Genomic DNA, 18392 nt, shown 5'->3' with positions numbered 1-18392 from the left:
AGGCGGAGACCGCCTGCCGCGAGCGTGGCCTGGATCCAATTCCAGGCCGCAACCGGGGAGCAAGAATAGCAGGGATAAGCACTCCGTGATACAAAAATTGCATACAATTTGTATCAACTCCCTTGCGCGGGAGGATATAGGAGCGGGGAGAGGCGCCGTGCGCCGGCGTGCCGCTTCCGCGGCCGTTGCGCCAACCCGGCGCAAACGGCGCGGCCGGTCAAGGGACCAGGCCAGCGCCGTCCGGCGGCAGCCTTACCAGCGGTGCTGGTACATCGCGGTCAGCGTGATGCCCGCAGCCGGCAGGCGGCTGGTGTTATTGCTGTTGCGCATCAGCTGGCTGTACAACGGGTAGTAGTAGCGGTTGAACAGGTTCTCGATCCCCACCGTGATCGTGTCCTTCTTGCTGACCTGGTAGCGGCTGATCAGGTCGACGGTGGTGTAGCTGCTGACCTCGCGCCGCCCGAAGCTGTTCTGGTCGTTGAGCCGGTAGTCGCGGCCGCCGTAGTAGGTCACCTGCAGGCGGTTGCTCCAAGTGCTGATCGGCCGGTACTGGACGTAGGCGGTCAGCTTCAGCGGCGGGATGCGATAGCCCGTCATGTTCTGGAAGCTGCTGCTGCCTTGCGGCTGCTCGCGGCCGTTGATCCAGGTGAACGTGCCGCCGGCGCCCCAGGTCTCGCTGTCGCTCAGGTAGTCGGCGGAAGCCTCAACGCCTGCGATGCGCTCCTTGGTCCGGGTCAGGATCAGGCCATTGTTGAAGCTCTGCACGTCGCCCAGCTGCGAGGTGGTGTAGAACAGCGCCAGGCTCGCCATCGTATTGCCGAATGCGCCGCGCCAGCCGATTTCATAGTTGTTGGTCTTGACCGGCTCAAGGCTCGACGAATTGATATTGAAGCCCGGCCGCGCATTGCGGATCTGCAGGCCGATATCGGGCAACTGGAAGCCCTGGCCGAACGAGGCATAGAACTCCTGGTTCTTCACCGGCGCGTACGCACCGCCGATATTGAAGAGCCACGCGCCGTAGTTGACGGTGCCGCCCTGGACCGCGACCGGGTTGCTGACCCGCGATTGCGACAGCGGCACGAAGTCGTCGAACGTGGCGCTGGCGCGTTCATAGCGCGCGCCGCCTTCCATCGACCACTGCTCGTTGAACTTGTGCTGAAGCTGCCCGAAGATCCCGCCGCTGCGGGTGGTCAGCGGCGGCATGTAGGTCAGCGAACCGGTCTTGTTGAAGACCAGCCCGCCGCTCTGGTCGTAGGCGCGCGGATCGAACACGTCGAGCGGCATGTCGCTGCGCTCCTGGTTGTAGTCAGCGCCCCACAGCAGCTTGGTCTTCTTGTCGGCACCCAGCGGGGTGCTGATGGTCAGGCGCCCGCCGAACACGTCGCTGTTCTGGCTGACCTGGTCCACATTGCCGCCACGCGTGGCCACCGCGCGCGCATCGAACGGGGGGAAGCGGGTGAAGTAGTCGCGGTAGTAGATCTGCGTCGACACCGTGCTGCCGAGCAGGTCCAGGTTCTGGTAGCCCAGATTGACCACGGTGTTGCGCAGTTCGTTCTGGTTTTCCAGCTGCAGCCCCTTGATCGCCCGCGCCGCGGCGGTGCCCGGCGTCAGCCTGGCCACCGACGGATCGGAGGCGTAGTCGGTGTTCTGCTTGGCCTGGTACTGGCTCACGCTCAGTTCGATGCGCTGCTGGCTGTCGATGCGCCAGCCCAGCTTGCCGCTGACGTTGTAGACGTTGGAATCGAACAGGTCGCCCTGGCTGGGCTCCGGCGCGATGCGGTGGCCGTGCGCGTCGTAGGAGCCGCCGATACGCTGCGCGCCGAGGTGGAACGCGTAGTCGATCGGCCCCTGGCTGCCTGAAAAATGCTGCTGGACATTGGCGCTGAGCCCTTCCTTGCTCAGCCGTGTCAGCGGGGTGCCGAGCGTCACCGTGGTATCCGCGCTGGGCGCGCCGCCCGCGGGCCGCGTGGTGATCGCGATAATGCCGCCGTTGGCGCCGGCGCCATAGATCGCGCTGCTGCCGCGCATGACTTCGATCTTCTCGATGTTGCTGGAATCGATGGTGGCGAGGTTGCGCGCCGAATCCCGGTTGGTGTTGAGCGGAATGCCATCCACCAGGATCAGCGTGCCGCGCCCGCGCAGCGTCTGGCCGAAGTCCGTGACCGTGCGGCTGGAGTCCGCCATGCCCGGGATCAGCTTGCTCAGCATGGTCGCGAGATTGGTGGAGCCCACCTTCAGCTCCTCGATTTCGGCTCGGATGTGTCTTGGAAGCGAGAACAGGCTCCAAGGCCTGGGCCGTGCCGGAGAGCACGGCCCAGCGCGCGGCAGGCTCGTTCGCCATTCGCGCTCAATGGTCGCTTGTAAGCGATATGGCAGGCTTACTTGTTCTTGCCCAGCGCCTTCTGAATGGCCGCTTCGGTCTGGGCGTAATTCCCTTCGCCAAAATGCTTGTAGACCACGGTGCCGTTGGCGTCGACCAGGTAGAGCGCCGGCCAGTACTGGTTGCGCCAGGCGTTCCAGGTGGCATAGGCGTTGTCCTGCGCTACCGGGTAGCGGATATCGAAGCGCTTGAGCGCTGCCTGCACGTTGGCGGTGGACTTCTCGAAGGGGAACTCCGGGGTGTGGACGCCGACCACGACCAGGCCCTTGTCGCGGTATTTGTCGTACCACTGACGCACATGGGGCAGCGTGTTGATGCAGTTGATGCAGCTATAGGTCCAGAAATCGACCAGCACGACCTTGCCGCGCAGCCCGGCAACGGTCAGCGGTTCAGAGTTGAGCCACTTGTCGATGCCGGTGAATTCCGGCGCCTTGCCATAGTCGGCAGGGGCGGCGGCGGCATGCTGGGCGGCGACGATGGCGGTAGTGGCAAGCAGGGTACGAAGCAAGCGATGCATGGTTCAGGCTCCAGGTTGGGAGGCAGGGAAAAGGGAGGTCAGCCAGGCGACGGCAAGGGTGTCGTACTGGAAGTACATGGCGATGGCGGTCGCCACCACCAGCACGCCGAAGCCTTGCTGCAGCCGGTGCGTGTGACGCGCCAGCCGGCGCACGTGAGTGGTGGCGAACTGGCCGCCATAGGCAATGCCCAGCATCGGGATGGCCGCGCCAGCCGCGAACAGCGCCAGCAGGCCGGCGGCGCGATGCAGGTCTTGCGCCTTGGCCACCAGCGCGAGGATCGACGCCAGCACCGGCCCGGCGCACGGGGTCCACACCGCGCCCAGCGTCATGCCCAGCACAAAGCCGCCGGCCACGCCGGTGCCGGTCCGGCCGCCGGCGCCCGCCAGGCGGTCGACCACGCCGGCTAACGGGGCCGCCAGGCGCTCGAAGCCCGCCGGCCAGAGCCGTGCCAGGCCGGCACCCAGCAGCAACAGGATGGCCGCGTTGCGCACCACGCCTGGGGCTTCGCTGAAGGCGCTGGACAGTGCGCCAAAGACTATGCCCAGCGCGGAAAACGCGCTGACGAAGCCAAGCGCTATCGCCAGCGGGCGCAGCCGGCCGGATTCGCCCACCGAGCCGGCCAGCAGCATGGGCAGCACCGGCAGCACACAGGGCGAGGCAATAGTCAGCACGCCGGCGGCAAAGGCAAGGAAGGCGTCGATCATGGATGGCTTCCGTCGGCGTGCGCGGTGTCGTGGCAGGCACGATAGCAGGGGCAGGGCGGCGGCGGATGGATGGCGACGACGGACATGGCGGAGAACTCCCGGTGTTGGCGATAGACGCATTCCACCGTCCGCACGTATCCGGGTTGTTTCCGCTTCCCGGCATCCGTGCAAGCTTTCATGTCTGCCGTGGCCCGGGATACAAAGCGATACATAGTGGCGCCGGTGCCGCCCCATGGTGGCGGCACCGGGCAGTGCCAATGCTGTGCCGCCGCTTCAGCGGCTGCCGTTGAGCTCGAGGTATTCCGTGAATTCGTCGCGCACGACGGCTTCAATGCGGGCGAGCTCGTCGTCCGTGATGTCTTCGAACAGCTTGCGCTTGCGCCTGGACAGCTCGCCGTGGTTCTGGACGATCAGGTCGATCAGGTTCGACAGGCGTGACTGGCGCAGGTCGAGCCAGCTTTCCAGGCGTGCGACGCTGGCATCGTAAGCGCGCAGGTACTGGATCTCCTGCGCAAGGTCCTGCTCGACGCACTGCTCGATGCATTCGAAGACGAATTCGCACAGCGCTGTTGCATCAAAGGATGCGTAAAGCCAGCCGGGCTGTGGCGACTTGATCAGGATCGTGTCGCTGTCCGAATCCAGCGCGTAGTTGAGCAGGGCCGTCCGCGGGGCGGAATAGGACTTCAGCAGCGCGGCATAGGTATCGATCTGCTTGAGCATCCGTGCCGACACCGGCAGCACGACGCCATCTGGCGTGACACCGGCCTGGCGCAGCAAATGGTGGATGAGGAATCGATGGAGCCGGCCGTTGCCGTCGTAGAACGGGTGGGCGAAGACAAAGCCAAACGATACGCACGCCGCGGCCACGATGGGGTTCGCCGCCTGTGCCTCGACCAGGCCCGCGACCGCGGCAATCCCGTCCATCATCGCGCCAAGCTGCCCGGGCGGCGGGGGAATATAGTCAGCGATGTTGCGCATGCGCCCGCCGCGGGACAGCCAGTTCTGCTTGTCGCGGTAGGAGAATTCGGCGCGCAGCCCCGAGATGATTTCGTTCTGCCACTCGCACAGCTGGGCTTCGGTCAACGGCGCGGGATTGCCGGCATATTCCAGCAGCCGCCTGAACTTGGCAACCCGCTGGTTATCGGGGATCTCGTGCTCGATGGAGTAGGTCGATCGTGTCTCCGCGAGGTAGAGGTAGTCCACCGCGCGCGCCAGCAACTCTGGCTCGAGCCGCTTGATGGCCGCGGCCACGCGGCCGGGGAGGTCGGCGGCAATGTACTGCGCCAGCTTCTCGGTGCGGCGCACCAGGGGGCAAAACGCGGCCGGGCCGAGGTGGTTGTTCTGGATGCCGAACTGCAGGTCCGGCGTTGCCGGGCCGGTCAGGTACCGGCTCTCGTCCAGCGCCAGTACCCTGGGCGCCCCGGCGGGCAGCTTGTAGTCGAATTGCGCTCCGGCAAGCCATTTGGCATAGAACGCGCTCAGCCTCGCATAGCGCGAGGTCGGGGTGGCCGCCAGCCACTCCCGTACGGCCTGCACCGCTGGCGCATGTTCGAACAGCGCCGCCAGGACGGTCAGGTCGAGCTGCTCCTTCTTCAGCGCGAAAGTCAGGTGGTCCACGGTCGTATCGCCGCCGCGGTAGCGGTTCCTTGGGTACACGGTGCGCGTGGTGCCGTCCGGTCCGGTGTGCGTGCTGAGGACCCCGGTCTTGTCGGCAAGGGCGGACGTCGAGCGCAGCGGCGGCACGCGCAGCCCGAACTTGCGGATAAGCGCGTCGTAGCCAAGTGGCGCATGAGACATAGATGGTCGCAATTCCTGGATGCCGGTTTGCTCGGGAGCTTACCAGAGTTTCTACAGAACTTACCAAAAGATCTACTTCTATACCCGCTGCTTTCCATTCTATCTATAGCAATGGAGGGCGACCTGGCCGCCGGGCTTCCAGGAGTTCTACAGTACTTACCGTTTCATCTACTTTCATGGGCAGCCTGGATGATCTTGTCTACAGTGCTACGGGCAGCAGCGCATCTGGCCAGCAAATCGAAATCCATCATGACAAGTTGCCATCTGCTGAATCTCGCCAAATCGCGCTCAGGGTTTTTCGGTAAATCCCTCAGGGTTTTCGAGAATCCCTGACCGCCACCCCGCGCTAAGCGTTTTTATTTATTTGTCTGGCCCGAATAATCGCCTATAACTTCATCTACATGCTGCGGCTGATGTCACGCATCATGCCTACGCCCGCCAGGCTTGCCTGCGGGCATTTTTTTTGGCGCGCCGGTGCGGTTTATGCCGTATTAATCGCTCTGATTTATTTCGTTCATCATTCGGTGCGGTCAAAATCATGACATTTCTGTAATCATGACATTTTCGTAATCATGCTGTTCTGGCCGGAACGGACGGCTTCCGGGTATGACAAATTTGTAATGATGGGATTTAAGTCGTTTTCCTCATCCATTCAAAACGAACCCTCATCTATCGGCGGCGACGCGCCCGGAAGTGGCTCCAGTAAAGGGTTTCATGGTTATCCGGCGGTGCCCGGCCGGGCCTCCTTCCAGGGGCGATGATGCATTTTCAGCGTGAATATCCGGAACCCATCCTTCGCAATCATAAATTCAGTGAAAACCCTGCCATGCCTTTCCCTTGACTTACCTGATATATCACATACTGTGTATTCCATCGCCACTCCGAACTTGAGAGAGGTGAGGGCGGAGACCTCAGGTCGGCGTCGGAATAAGAGGCAAATAAATGCCAATGACACAGGAGACATGAAATGCCAGCAGCCACCCTTATGCTGAGGCGCAGTGCGTCCGCATACCCGCCCGCACCCCCGCAACTGAATGGCCAAATGATTCAAGGAGCGCGCAAATGAGTAATCCGTCCGCAGCGCTGGGCGCTAATCGCCAGGTCCCGGAAGGCACACGCTGGCTGCAATTGATTGTCGGTGTGATCTGCATGATCGCCACCGCCAATATTCAATACGCCTGGACCCTTTTCGTCCCTGAAATCCAGAGTACCTACGGCTGGTCGCGCGCCAGTATCCAGATCGCCTTCACCGTCTTCGTCCTTGTGCAGACCTGGCTGGCGCCGATCGAAGGCTACTTCATCGACAAGTTCGGCCCGCGCATGATGGTCGCCTTCGGCGCGGTCTTCATCGGCGCGGCGTGGTGCATCAACTCCCAGGCCACCACCCTGATGGGCTTCTACGTCGGCGCAGCCGTTGGCGGCCTTGGCGTGGGCTCGATCTACGCCACCTGCATCAACAACGCGCTCAAGTGGTTCCCGGACCGCCGTGGCCTTGCGGTGGGCCTGACCGCGGGCGGTTACGGCGCCGGTTCCGCGGCAACCATCCTGCCCATCGCGGCCATGATCGAGTCGCAGGGCTTCCAGCACACCTTCCTGTTCTTCGGCCTGCTGCAGGGCGGACTCGCCTTTGTCGCGGCGTGGTTCCTGCGCGCACCGAAGGGTAGCGAGGTGAAGGCATCGCAGAAGCTGGTCCAGGCCACGCGCGACTACACGCTCAAGGAAGCGATGTCCACCAAGCTGTTCTGGCTGATGTTTGTGATGTTCATCCTGGTCGTCACCGGCGGCATGATGGCCGTGGCCCAGCTTGGCGTCATCGCCAAGGACCTGGGTGTGAAGGAGTTCAAGGTCGACCTGCACTTCTTCGTGATGGCCGCACTGCCGCTCGCGCTGATGCTGGACCGGATCATGAACGGCATCTCGCGTCCGTTGTTCGGCTGGATCTCGGACAACATCGGCCGTGAGAAGACCATGGTCATCGCCTTCACCCTGGAAGGCCTTGGCATCATCGCGCTCGGCTACTTCGGCAGCAACCCGTACGCCTTCCTGATCCTGTCGGGCGTGGTGTTCCTGGCCTGGGGCGAGGTCTACTCGCTGTTCTCGGCACTGGCCGGCGATGCCTTCGGCACCAAGCATATCGGCAAGATCTATGGCGTGCTCTACACGGCCAAGGGCATCGGCGCACTGTTCGTGCCGGTCGGCAACCTGATGATGGAGGCGAGCGGCACCTGGTCGACGGTCCTCTACACGGTGGCGGCCATGGACCTGAGCGCGGCCTTCCTGGCGATCATGGTCTTGCGGCCGGTGCTGGCCAGCCATGTAGCGACTTCCAGGAGTCTTTTCTCGAAGGAGACGGCGGCGGCGGGGACGCAGGTTCCAGCCTGACCGGCCGATATACAGGCGTCTAGCGGCAAACCGGGCGGGCTTCTTCGGAAGCCCGCTTTTTCGTACCGGGGACTTGCGTCTCGGGCGGGCACTTCGATCGCGCTAGTTCTCCTGAACCAGCTGGAATGCGCTCCTGCATGCCTTGGCCCATTCCCAGGCCAGTTCCCTGCGCTGCGCGGTCCGGGTTGCCATCGCTTCGTCCAGGCCGTCCGCAAGATCCTGAACGATCACCGCGGCCGGCGCCCCGGCCGCGCCCCAGGCCGCGGCAAAGGCGACCTGCTTGCTGGTGCCAGGAGGTTGTGCGGGCCGGAGCAGGCCAAGCCGTGGCAGGAAAAAGGCGCCGGCGACAATGCCGCCGTGCAGGCTGCTGCCGACAAAGCCCTGGCTGTGCGCAATCAGCGCACAGATATCCCACAGATTGAGCGATTCGAACAGGACCACAGGCGTGCCGCGCAGCCGTGCCGCCAGGCGCTGGTAGCAAGCCAGGTCGTCGTGCCAGGGCGCGGCGCCGGCGCGAAACAGCACCATGCCCAGGGCCCTGGCCCGGGCGATACGTTCGAGCTGGGCCGCCAGCTGTGAAAGGGTATCGTCGTCGCCAAAATCCGCGCTGAACTGCACGGCCAGGTATCCGCCCGAGAACCCTGACACGATGCGGGCGCACTCGCCCTGGCGGGCGCGCCGGCGGATGCAGGGGCCGAACAACTCGGCCACCAGCACGGCCGGATCGGGCTCCAGGCGGCAGGCAATGCCGTTCTCCGCGAGCATGGCCCGGGTCTGATGGTCTCGTACCCCGACGCTGGTGGCGGCCCCGAGCTTGGCCACCACCTCGGCCCGCATGGCAGGCTCAACCGATCCAAGTTCAATGCCGCCGACGGCGTGGACAATGACACGCCGGACGTTGGCAAAGATGCCGGCCGGCAACAGGTAGGGGACAAGGTCCCGTATGCCCAGCTGCGCCTGGGCCCAGACCGTCCGCTCGTGCGGCCGGGCATCGAGCATTGCCACTACTGCCCGGGCCTGCCCGGGAGGCTGCAGCATCACGGCCGCCTCCCAGAGCGAGCAGGTCAGGGTTTCGCCACCCACATGGATGACATCGACGGCGCTGTCGCCCACGCTGGCTGCAAGCCGCGCCAGGGTGTGGACCCGATGGCCGCCATGGATTCTCAGGTTGCGCTCGGCCAGGCCCCCGTAGAACGGGTTGGCCGGCCCGATCAGGCTTCGCATCACATGCGGCAGCAGCAAGTCGCCGAAGTTGTGGCGATCGAAAGCGCCAAACAGGATCGTGGGGAAGCCGGTGGTTCCTGAGTGGGAGGCTGGCATGGCGTTTGGCAAGAATTGGCGCCCACGGGGTTCTCAGATCCGCATTTTGTGCATTGCGCGATGGGACCCTCCTCGGGACGCCTCTCCGTCGGATTAGATTCCCCAAAGCCGTCCATCGCAAGTGGCTTCGGCCACCAGGGCAGTGGGCCGGTTGTGCGCCCAAGCTCGCAAAGCGATTTCATGGACCCGGCGCGGCGCTCCCGTCAATGATGCATGAGCGGATAGACCACCAGGCCGATCAGCGCCGCGCCGGCCACGATCACGGGTTCGGGCAGCTTCCTGAACCTGAGCAGCAGCGCCACTGTGCAAAGCGCCAGCAGTACCGTCGGCACATCCACGATCGAACGCCTGGCCAGCACGATCACGGCGCCGGTGATGGCCCCCACCGCGGCAGCGGTCACGCCATCGACAAAGGCCAGGATGGCGGGCAGCTTGCCGTATTTCTTGAAGTAGGGGGCCGGCAGGACGGTGAACAGGTAGCACGGCAGGAAGGTGGCCAGCGCCGCAACCGAGGCGCCGGGCAAGCCGGCCACCAGGTAGCCGATAAAGCCGACGGTGATCACCACGGGGCCGGGCGTGATCATGGCCACCGCCACGGCATCGACGAACTGCTTGTCATTGAGCCAGTGGAAGTCGGTGACCACGCCGCCGTACAGGAACGGCACAATGGCCAGCCCCGAGCCGAACACGAAGGCGCCCGCCTTGGCAAAGAACACCGCAATCTGCGCCAGCAGCGGCCAGTCAATGGCGCCAGCCACGCCCCCGGCCAGGGGCAGCTGTGTCGCCGCGGCCGCATGCAGGCCGCCCTGGCGCAGCCATTTCGGCGGGGCGCGCCAGAACCACACCAGCAGCCCGGCCGCGAGGAACATCCACGCGATTTCGGATTCGGTGACCACCGTGACCGCGGCAAGCACCAGGTAGATCGCCCACAACAGGCGGTCTTTGCCCACGCTCTTGGTCGTGAGCTTGTACGCACTGATCGCAATGATGCCGATCACCGCGGCCCCGACGCCGTAGAACACGGACTGCATCCACGTCAGGCCGCCAAAGCGCACATAGGCCCAGCCCAGCGCCAGCACCATCAGGAATGACGGCAGCACGAACGCGATCCCGACCAGCGTCGCGCCCGCGATGCGGTAGTGGACATAGCCCAGGTAGATGGCCAGCTGCGCGGCCAGCGGGCCGGGTGCCAGCTGTGCCAGGGCCAGCCCCTCCTTGTAGTCGGCGTCGGTGATCCACTGGCGCCGGTCCACCAGGTCGCGATGCATATAGCCAGCCAGCGCCACCGGACCGCCGAAGCCGAGCGTACCCAGGCGCAGCATGTAGCCGACCAGCTGCCAGAGGGTGTAGCGCGGCCGTTCCGTGAGCGCGGCCTTAGGGGTTGGGGCCTGCGAGACGTTGCTCACGTCGTGGACCTCAGGGGCATGGTGCTATCGCTTTCCGGAAAAATGCACATAAAGAGAATCGAGGGTACGGCCGATTTCGGCCAGCAGCGCGTCGTCATCCGCCAGGCGCTCGCGCGCGCCGGCAAGCACAGCTTCGAAGCCGCTGGCTTCCGGCGCCTGGGCCCCGCCGATATCCAGGGCGTGGACCATGTTGGCCAGGCGGGCCAGCCCGCGGTCGGCGTCCAGCCCGAAGCTGGCCAGCAGCACCTCGAATGAAACCTTGTCGCCCACATGCGTGAAGGCGGCGCCGTCGAAGTCGAAACCCAGCGCGTCATGCGGGCAGTCCGCGGGATGCTCCAGCCACAGGAAGCGCGCATGGGGGTCGATAAAACGCTGGATCAGCCACGCGCTGGCGACCCGGTCCACCCAAAGGTGGCGCCGCGTTGCCCAATCGCGCCCCTGGTATTGGGCAGGATCCCGGCGCGGGATGCCGCCGCTTGCAGGCTGGGGCTCGCCTGGCGAACGCAGGGTTTCGATCGCACTGGTGAAGTCCCGCCATTGCAAGGAGGCGTTGACCGATGCGTCATTGGGGAAGAAATCGGTCCCGGCGATGGCATCAAAGGCACGGCCGTGCCGGCGCAGAAGGCGGGCGATCCCGGCTTCGTCCTGGCCGGACAAGTTCTTGCGGTCTTCGGAGAGGGAGGCCAGCCAGACGGCGTAGTCGGTCGTGCGGTCAAACAGGGTCCGGTAGGCGTGAGCCTCCGCCGGATCATGCGCGCGCACATTCAGCAGCCAGGCCTGGCCGCCTTCCTGGATGGCTTCATCGGCCAGGTCACGTAGTTGAGCGCTTTGCGCGCTTGGCGTCGGCAACAGATAGGCGCCGTCGCGCAGTGCAGCGCAGCCTAGTGCCTTGAGGGCCCGCCAGATGCGCATCCGGGCAGTGGCGCACTTGGTTGGCAGGCTGATGACGAGGAGGGTCCACAGTTCCGGAGCTGGTTCCATGGGCCGATACTAAGTGCTTGTAGAGTGTGGATCAACTCTGTAGCGATCTCTACAATTTCAGTCGAGTGCACTTAGTGGCACTTATTCCGGAGTCGGCTGTAGTCCATTGGGTAGATAACGATATAGGCATTCATTCGTTCCCGTGTGATGCAGGGTTCCCTATCTTGTGAGCCTGCTCATCCGCAAGGAAGGAATCCTTTATGAATGCCCCGTTGGACTTCGATGCGCGGCACGCGCTGCGCGCCGCGCTGGACGCCGTGCCGGCGCTGGCGCGGAAGATTGGCGTCGACGCGGCCGCCCGCGAGGCACGGCGGCTGCTGCCCTATGAGGCCTTCGCGCTGTTTCGCGAGTCCGGGCTTGGCGTGCTCCGGCTCCCGGTGGAGCAGGGTGGCCTGGGCGGCTCGCTGGCCGACCTGTTCGAGGTCATTGCCGCGCTTGCCGCGGAGGAATCGAACGTCGCGCACGCGCTGCGCATCCACTTCGACCAGACCGAGTCGCTGCGCCTGGCGCCGCGCTCGGCGTTCAATGACCTGCAGGTGCAGCGCATTGTCGGGGGCGCGATCTTCGGCGGTGCCTCCACCGAACGCGGCACGTCGCGTCCCGGTGAAATCAGCACGGCGCTGCGGCGCGACGGCGGGCACTACCGCCTGAGCGGCAAGAAGTATTACTCCACCGGCACAGCCTTTGCCGACTACGCCCGCATCAATGTAAAGGATGCCGATGGCGCCGATGCCTCGATCATCATCCCGACCGATCGCCCCGGCTTCAACGTCGTTGACGACTGGGACGGCATGGGCCAGCGCATGACCGCCAGCGGCAGCCTGGTGCTGGACGATGTGCAGGTGCTCGCCGATGAAGTGACGCGGCGCGCCAACAGCACGCTGGTCGGTCGTCACTGCGGCGCGCTGCGCCAGCTGCACCTGGTGGCGGTGGCGGCGGGGATCGTGCGCAATGCCTGGGCCGATGCCTTGCGCTATGTGCGCGAGCATGGCCGTCCGGTGCTGCACAGCCCGGCATCCTCGGCACGCGAAGACCATTTCATCCAGCAGGTGATCGGCGACCTGGCCGCGCACAGCCATGCCATCGACGCACTCGTGCGTGAGAATGCGCGCGCACTGGACCGCTCGGCGGATGCGCTGCTGGCACGCTCCGAAGACGCCGAAGCGCTGGTCCTGGCCGGCGCGCTGGCCACCGCGCAGACCCAGCTGGTGGTCAGCAAGCTGGCGCTGCACGTGGCCGAGCGCATGTTCGAGGCCGGCGGCGCCTCGGCCACCGCCAGGCAGCACAACTTCGACCGGCACTGGCGCAACCTGCGCACGATCTTCAGCCACAACCCGCTGCTGCACAAGGCGCGCGTGGTCGGCGCCTACCACCTGAACGGCGACACCACGCACCTGGCCGAAGGCCGGGTGTTCTGAGCCGCCGGAGGCGAACGATGACAACAAGCTCACCGCAGCGCCAGCTGCACCTGAATATCAACGCGCTCCATTCCGGCTTCGTGCCGTCGGCGTGGCGCCTGCCCGCCAGCGACCCGCGTGCGTTCGTGGACGTGCAGCACTACATCCGCCTGGCACGCATCGCTGAAGCGGGGAAGTTTGACGCGATCTTCCTGGCCGACAATGCGTCGATCGCCGACCAGATCCATTTCCGGCCGATCACGGCGCTGGAGCCGACCCTGCTGCTGGCCTGCGTCGCCGCGGCGACTACCCATATCGGACTGGTGGCCACGGCCTCCACCAGCTACAACGAGCCCTATAACATCGCGCGGCGCTTTGCCACGCTGGACCATGTCAGTGGCGGCCGCGCGGGCTGGAACGTGGTGACCACGGCGGATGCCGGCTCGGCACGCAACTTCGGCCGCGCCGCGCCGCCGGACCACGGACAGCGCTATGCGCGTGCCGACGAGTTCACGGATCTTGTCAAGGCGCTGTGGGACAGCTGGGAAGACGATGCCCTGATCGGCGACAAGCACGACGGGCGCTTTGTCGATACCGCCAGGCTGCAGCCGGTGGCGCACCATGGCACCTTCTTCGACGTGCAGGGCCCGCTGAACCTGCCGCGGCCGCCGCAGGGCCATCCGGTGCTGTTCCAGGCCGGCGGCTCCAGCGACGGGCGCGAGCTGGCCGCGCGGCATGCCGAGGCGGTGTTCTCCGCGTCGCAGTCGTTCGAGGAGTCGCTGGCCTACAAGCGCGAGATCAACGCACGTGCCGAAGCGCTGGGCCGCGGCCCGCACGCGGTCAAGGTGTTGCCGGGGCTGACCACCATCATCGGCGCCACCGAGGCGCAGGCGCGGCAGCGCCGCGACGAGCTGGTCGACCTGATTCCGTGGGACTACAGCCTGGTGCGGCTGGCCGGCACACTAGGCATCCCGGTGGAACGGCTGAGCCTGGACGCGCCGCTGCCAGATGACCTGGCGCTGCCGGCCAACGGCAACCACACCTTCTTCCGCGCCACCGTGGCGGTGGCGCAGCGCCAGAACCTGACGGTGCGGGCGCTGATCCGCGAGCTGGCGGGCGGCGGCGGCCACCGCGTGATCGTGGGCACGCCGGAGCAGGTGGCCGACGATATCGAACACTGGTTCCGCCATGGTGCCGCGGACGGCTTCAACCTGATGCCCGATGCGCTGCCCGACGGGCTGCAGGCCTTCGTCGATGGCGTGGTGCCGATCCTGCAGCGGCGCGGCATTTTCCGCACTGCGTACGCGGGTACCACGCTGCGCTCGCACCTGGGCCGCGAACGGCCCGCGGGACGGGTACCGGCGCAGGCTGCGGCGTAAGCAGAAGTCCGCATTTGCTACGTCGTATTCCTTCGTGGACTGGGCAACGGGCGTTTCTTAGACTGGTCCTTCCTTATCACTGCCCACCTGCCATGACACGACGCCCTTTCCTTGCCACCCTCGCACTCGCCGCGCTGACGGCGCTTGCCACGCTCTCCATCGGCAACGCCCACGCGCAAGCCAGCGACCGGCCACTCAAGGTCGGCGTGCGCGGCGGGGTCGACGAAGAGATCTGGGAAGTGGTGACGCGCGTCGCCGACAAGCAGGGGCTGAAGGTGCAGACCATCGTCATCACCGGCACCGCCAGCCCCAACGAGGCCCTCAACAATGGCGACCTCGATGCCAATGCCTTCCAGCACATCCCGTTCCTGCGCGACCAGGTCCGGCAGCGGGGCTACAAGATCGTCAATGTCGGCGATACGCTGATCTCGCCGATCGCGTTCTATTCGCGCAAAGTCAAGTCGCTGGAGGCGCTGCCCAACGGCGCGCGCATCGGCATCCCGAACGACCCGAGCAACCAGACGCGCGCGCTGGTGATCCTGCGCGACCACGGGCTGGTCAAGCTCAAGGATGGTTTCGATCCCTATACCGGCACGGCGTCGCTGGCCGACATCACGGCCAACCCGAGGAAGCTGGAGTTCGTGGAAAGCGCCTCGGTGGTGCTGCCGCGCGCGCTGCCAGACGTCGATGCGGCCGCCATCGTCAATACCTTTGCGTACCAGGCCGGCCTGATCGCCACGCGCGACGGCATCGCGGTGGAAAAGAGGGAGCACAACCCGTACGTGAACGTGATTGCCGTGCGCGAGAAGGACAAGGGCGCGCCGTGGGTCGCGCGGCTGGTCAAGGCCTATCAGTCCGACGAGGTGCGCAAGTTCATCCAGACCAAATACCAGGGTTCCGTGATCCCTGCCTTCTGACGAGCCAGCATGCACGCTGTCCTACCGTTGCGCGAATCCGCGCCGCATATCGTGTTCGCGGGGATCGGCAAGACCTACGCGGGGGCAGGCGCCCCCGCGCTGGCCGATATTTCCTTCACCATTGGCCGCGGCGAGCGCTTCGGCATCATCGGCCGCAGCGGCGCCGGCAAGTCGACGCTGTTGCGTACCATCAACATGCTGGAGCGTCCCGACACCGGCCACGTCCGCATCGACGGCACCGATATCGGCCTGCTGGACGAGAACGGGCTGGTGACGCTGCGGCGCCGGATCGGCATGATCTTCCAGCACTTCAACCTGCTGTCGGCCAAGACCGTATTCGACAACGTCGCGCTGCCGCTGCGCGTGGCGGGTGTGCCGCGCCACGAGATCGCGGTCCGTGTGATGGAGCTGCTGGACCTGGTCGGGCTGACCGACAAGGCGCGTGCCTATCCCGCGATGCTGTCCGGCGGGCAGAAGCAGCGCGTGGGCATCGCCCGTGCGCTGGTGCACCGGCCCGAGATCCTGCTGTGCGATGAGGCCACTTCCGCGCTGGACCCGGAGACCACTGAACAGATCCTGGCGCTGCTGCGCGACATCAACCAGCGGCTGGGGCTGACCGTGGTGCTGATCACGCACGACATGGCGGTGATCAGTGAAGCCTGCGACCGCGTGCTGGTGCTCGACCACGGCCACGTCATCGAGCATGGCCCCGTCTGGAAGGTGTTTGCCGAGCCGCACGCGGAAGCCACCATCGCGCTGCTGCGGCCATTGCGGCACCGCATGGCCGCCGTGCCGGACACAACCAGACAGGAGACTGCACATCGTGCTGTTGCCAATGGCTGACAAGTATTTCAAGGCACTGGGCGAGACCCTGCTGATGACCACCAGCGCGTGCGCCGTGGTGTTCGCTGCCGGCATGGTGCTGGCCCTCGTGCTCACCATGACCGCTCCCGGCGGCCTGGCGCCGCGGCCGCGGCTGCACCGGAGCTTGTCGGTGCTGGTGAACATGTTCCGCTCGATTCCCTTCATCATCCTGCTGGTCGCGATGCTTCCGGTGACGCGCATGATCGTCGGCACCACCATGGGCACGTGGGCGGCGGTGGTGCCGCTGAGCGCCCACCTGATACCGTTCTTCGCGCGCATCTCGCAGGTTGCACTCAATGAGATCGACCCGGGGCTTGTCGAGGCGGCCCGAGCCATGGGATGCCGCCGCTGGCATATCGTGCGCCACGTGCTGCTGCCGGAGGCGATGCCCGCGATCATCGGCGGCGCCACCGTGACCGTGATCGCCATGATCGGTTCGTCGGCGATGGCGGGCGCGGTCGGCGCCGGCGGGCTGGGTGATCTGGCGATCCGCTATGGCTACGAACGCTACGAGACCGCCGTGATGTTCCATGTGATCGCGATCCTGGTGACGCTGGTCACGCTGGTGCAGTTTGCCGGTGAACGGCTGGCGCGGCGGTTCGACCACCGGCGCTAGTCGACGCTTTGTGATAAAGGTACGGCTGTCCTGTTTCCGGCGCATGCCACGACACGTCCGCTATGTTCCAGGTGATTGCTCCTTGCGCCGCCCTGGCGCCCTACGTCAACGGCTACTGGTTCGTCGAGGACCTGGCGGGTGTTTACGCGGGCAGGCGGATCGTGACCTGCCCGTACCCGGGGTCGGTGCTCTCGATCAACTTCGGACGCCCGAACGCGATGGAGGGCGGCCCGACCGTGCCGCAGGTGTCGCTGCTGGGCTTCCAGTCGACCAGCCGGCAATGGCGGTCGTGGCCGGACACCTATTTCGTCATGGCGATGCTGAGTGGCGCGGGCCTGGCGCGGCTGTTCCCCGGCATCGGGCCGGACTGCAAGGATCAGCTGCTGGACCTGGCCGGATACCTTGGCGATGGCGCGACCCATGCGCTCAGCGCCGACCTGAGCGCCGCCTGGACCCCGGCGAGGGTTGCCTGCCAGCTGGACGCGTGGTTGCTGCGACGCATGACGGCTATCCGGCCGGCTGCGGAACTGGCGACGATCAGGGCGGCGCATGCGCTGCTGCGCCAGGGACGGCAAGTGCAGGAAGTCGCCAGCCTGACCGCCGTCAACCGGCGCCAGCTGAACCGCTGGTTCGAGCGGCACCTTGGCGTTGGCCCCAAGCAGTTGATGGACCTGGAGCGACTGCAGTCCAGCATCCAGGCGGTGCAGCGCGGCGCGGGCGACGCGCTGTCAGGCTATAGCGATCAGCCACATCAGATACGGAGCTGGCGGCGGCGCCTGGCCCAGACGCCGGGCGACTATGCGCGCAACGGGCCATCGCCGCTCGCCGAGTACTTCGGACGCCTGCCAGACGATGCCCCGGCCTTCTATCTCTGACGACGCAACACCTGGCGTCCCAAACGTTCAATACAGCGTTCCCCGCCTGCCGCATGCTGGCGGCTCAAAAGGAGAATGCTATGGACGCTGGGAATCTGCCGCTGGAACAATCGTTGGTCGAATACACGGATGGCACGACTGTCTTCGAAGGGTATGTAGCGCGGCCCGCCGGGCTGGCCCAACGCACGCCGTGCGTGCTGCTGGCCCACGAATGGAGCGGACTCAACGCCGCGATGCGCTGCTGCGCCGACCGGCTTGCGGCATTGGGCTACATCTGCTTTGCCGCAGACGTGTACGGCAAGGGCGTCCGTGGTGACGAGCTGGGAGACAACGCGCATCTCATGGGCCCGATGATGGCCGATCGCCGCTTGTTGCGCCGGCGCCTGCTGGCCGGGTTCGATGCGGCCACCAGGTTTCCCGGGGTCGATGCGAAGCGGATGGCTGCGCTTGGGTATTGCTTCGGCGGCCTGTGCGCCCTGGACCTGGCGCGCGCGGCCCCGCCGAACCTGCTGGCTACCGTCAGCTTCCACGGGGTGCTTCAACCGCCGCGGATCGGCCCGCAAGCACCCATCACTTCCAGCATCCTGCTCCTGCATGGTTGGGAAGACCCGGTCGCGCCGCCGAACGATGTTCTCGGCATTGCAGGGGAGCTGACCGGCGCCGGCGCCGACTGGCAGCTGCATGCCTATGGCCATGCCCTGCATGCATTCACGTTCGAGGGGGCGAATCTTCCGGATCGTGGCATTGCCTATGATGCGGCGGCGGACCGCCGGTCCTGGGCGGCAATGCAGGCCTTCCTGGCGGAACGGCTTGCCCCGGGTGTGTCACCCAAGGCAGCCTGGCCGGCCAGCTAAGG

General features: G+C 65.7%; 15 protein-coding genes. 8 read left to right on the top strand and 7 right to left on the bottom strand.

The genetic code is table 11. The features are described from left to right. Positions 1–252 precede the first annotated feature (252 nt). From C265_RS12120 to C265_RS12105, 4 genes are all read right to left on the bottom strand, one after another. Positions 253–2496, bottom strand: a complete 2244-nt coding sequence (locus C265_RS12120) for a TonB-dependent receptor (RefSeq protein WP_371258349.1) — start codon at positions 2494–2496, stop codon at positions 253–255. Further along, positions 2379–2897, bottom strand: coding sequence for a thioredoxin family protein (locus C265_RS12115; protein ID WP_010814473.1), 519 nt, complete (start codon positions 2895–2897; stop codon positions 2379–2381). Before C265_RS12115 ends, C265_RS12120 begins: the two co-directional genes overlap by 118 nt. A 3-nt stretch (positions 2898–2900) precedes the next feature. Next, positions 2901–3602: a cytochrome c biogenesis CcdA family protein gene (locus C265_RS12110; RefSeq protein ID WP_010814472.1), complete on the bottom strand. Its 702-nt coding sequence runs from the start codon at positions 3600–3602 to the stop codon at positions 2901–2903. Between the two features lie 273 nt (positions 3603–3875). Then, complete coding sequence (locus tag C265_RS12105; RefSeq protein ID WP_010814471.1) at positions 3876–5399, bottom strand: Fic family protein; 1524 nt, start codon at positions 5397–5399, stop codon at positions 3876–3878. A 1062-nt stretch (positions 5400–6461) separates the two neighbouring features. On the opposite strand from C265_RS12105, the gene oxlT reads away from it, so the two are divergent. Beyond that, positions 6462–7781 (top strand): oxalate/formate MFS antiporter, encoded by a 1320-nt coding sequence (gene oxlT / locus C265_RS12100; protein ID WP_010814470.1) that lies wholly within the window; start codon positions 6462–6464, stop codon positions 7779–7781. A 102-nt stretch (positions 7782–7883) separates the two neighbouring features. On the opposite strand, the gene C265_RS12095 is transcribed toward oxlT, so the two are convergent. The 3 genes from C265_RS12095 to C265_RS12085 form a co-directional block, all read right to left on the bottom strand. Beyond that, the gene (locus C265_RS12095; RefSeq protein WP_010814469.1) at positions 7884–9101 is read right to left on the bottom strand and encodes a polysaccharide pyruvyl transferase family protein; all 1218 of its coding nucleotides are present in this window, start codon (positions 9099–9101) and stop codon (positions 7884–7886) included. Positions 9102–9304: 203 nt separating this feature from the next. Next, a complete protein-coding gene (locus C265_RS12090) occupies positions 9305–10507 on the bottom strand; it encodes a chromate transporter (RefSeq protein WP_010814468.1) in 1203 nt (400 codons plus the stop codon). A gap of 24 nt (positions 10508–10531) precedes the next feature. Further along, on the bottom strand, positions 10532–11488 hold the full coding sequence (locus C265_RS12085; RefSeq protein ID WP_010814467.1) for a chromate resistance protein ChrB domain-containing protein: 957 nt from the start codon (positions 11486–11488) through the stop codon (positions 10532–10534). A gap of 200 nt (positions 11489–11688) precedes the next feature. Between C265_RS12085 and C265_RS12080 the strand changes: the two genes are divergently transcribed. The 7 genes from C265_RS12080 (at position 11689) to C265_RS12050 (ending at position 18390) form a co-directional block, all read left to right on the top strand. After that, the gene (locus C265_RS12080; RefSeq protein ID WP_010814466.1) at positions 11689–12906 is read left to right on the top strand and encodes an acyl-CoA dehydrogenase family protein; all 1218 of its coding nucleotides are present in this window, start codon (positions 11689–11691) and stop codon (positions 12904–12906) included. 17 nt (positions 12907–12923) lie between these two features. Beyond that, complete coding sequence (locus tag C265_RS12075) at positions 12924–14264, top strand: LLM class flavin-dependent oxidoreductase (protein ID WP_010814465.1); 1341 nt, start codon at positions 12924–12926, stop codon at positions 14262–14264. 92 nt (positions 14265–14356) lie between these two features. Beyond that, positions 14357–15181: a MetQ/NlpA family ABC transporter substrate-binding protein gene (locus tag C265_RS12070; RefSeq protein WP_010814464.1), complete on the top strand. Its 825-nt coding sequence runs from the start codon at positions 14357–14359 to the stop codon at positions 15179–15181. Between the two features lie 9 nt (positions 15182–15190). Beyond that, the gene (locus C265_RS12065) at positions 15191–16024 is read left to right on the top strand and encodes a methionine ABC transporter ATP-binding protein (RefSeq protein ID WP_037024216.1); all 834 of its coding nucleotides are present in this window, start codon (positions 15191–15193) and stop codon (positions 16022–16024) included. Then, positions 16005–16661 carry a methionine ABC transporter permease gene (locus C265_RS12060; protein WP_010814462.1) on the top strand — a complete coding sequence of 219 codons (657 nt, stop codon included), beginning with the start codon at positions 16005–16007 and terminating at the stop codon, positions 16659–16661. Before C265_RS12065 ends, C265_RS12060 begins: the two co-directional genes overlap by 20 nt. A 62-nt stretch (positions 16662–16723) precedes the next feature. After that, positions 16724–17536, top strand: a complete 813-nt coding sequence (locus C265_RS12055; RefSeq protein WP_010814461.1) for a helix-turn-helix domain-containing protein — start codon at positions 16724–16726, stop codon at positions 17534–17536. Positions 17537–17616: 80 nt separating this feature from the next. Then, entirely contained in the window at positions 17617–18390 is a 774-nt protein-coding gene (locus tag C265_RS12050) for a dienelactone hydrolase family protein (RefSeq protein WP_010814460.1), read from the top strand. Positions 18391–18392: the final 2 nt, after the last annotated feature.

It is taken from the genome of Cupriavidus sp. GA3-3, from assembly GCF_000389805.1.
GTDB classification, from domain to species: Bacteria; Pseudomonadota; Gammaproteobacteria; order Burkholderiales; family Burkholderiaceae; genus Cupriavidus; species Cupriavidus necator_D.
This window is presented reverse-complemented; position numbering and strand designations above follow the sequence as displayed.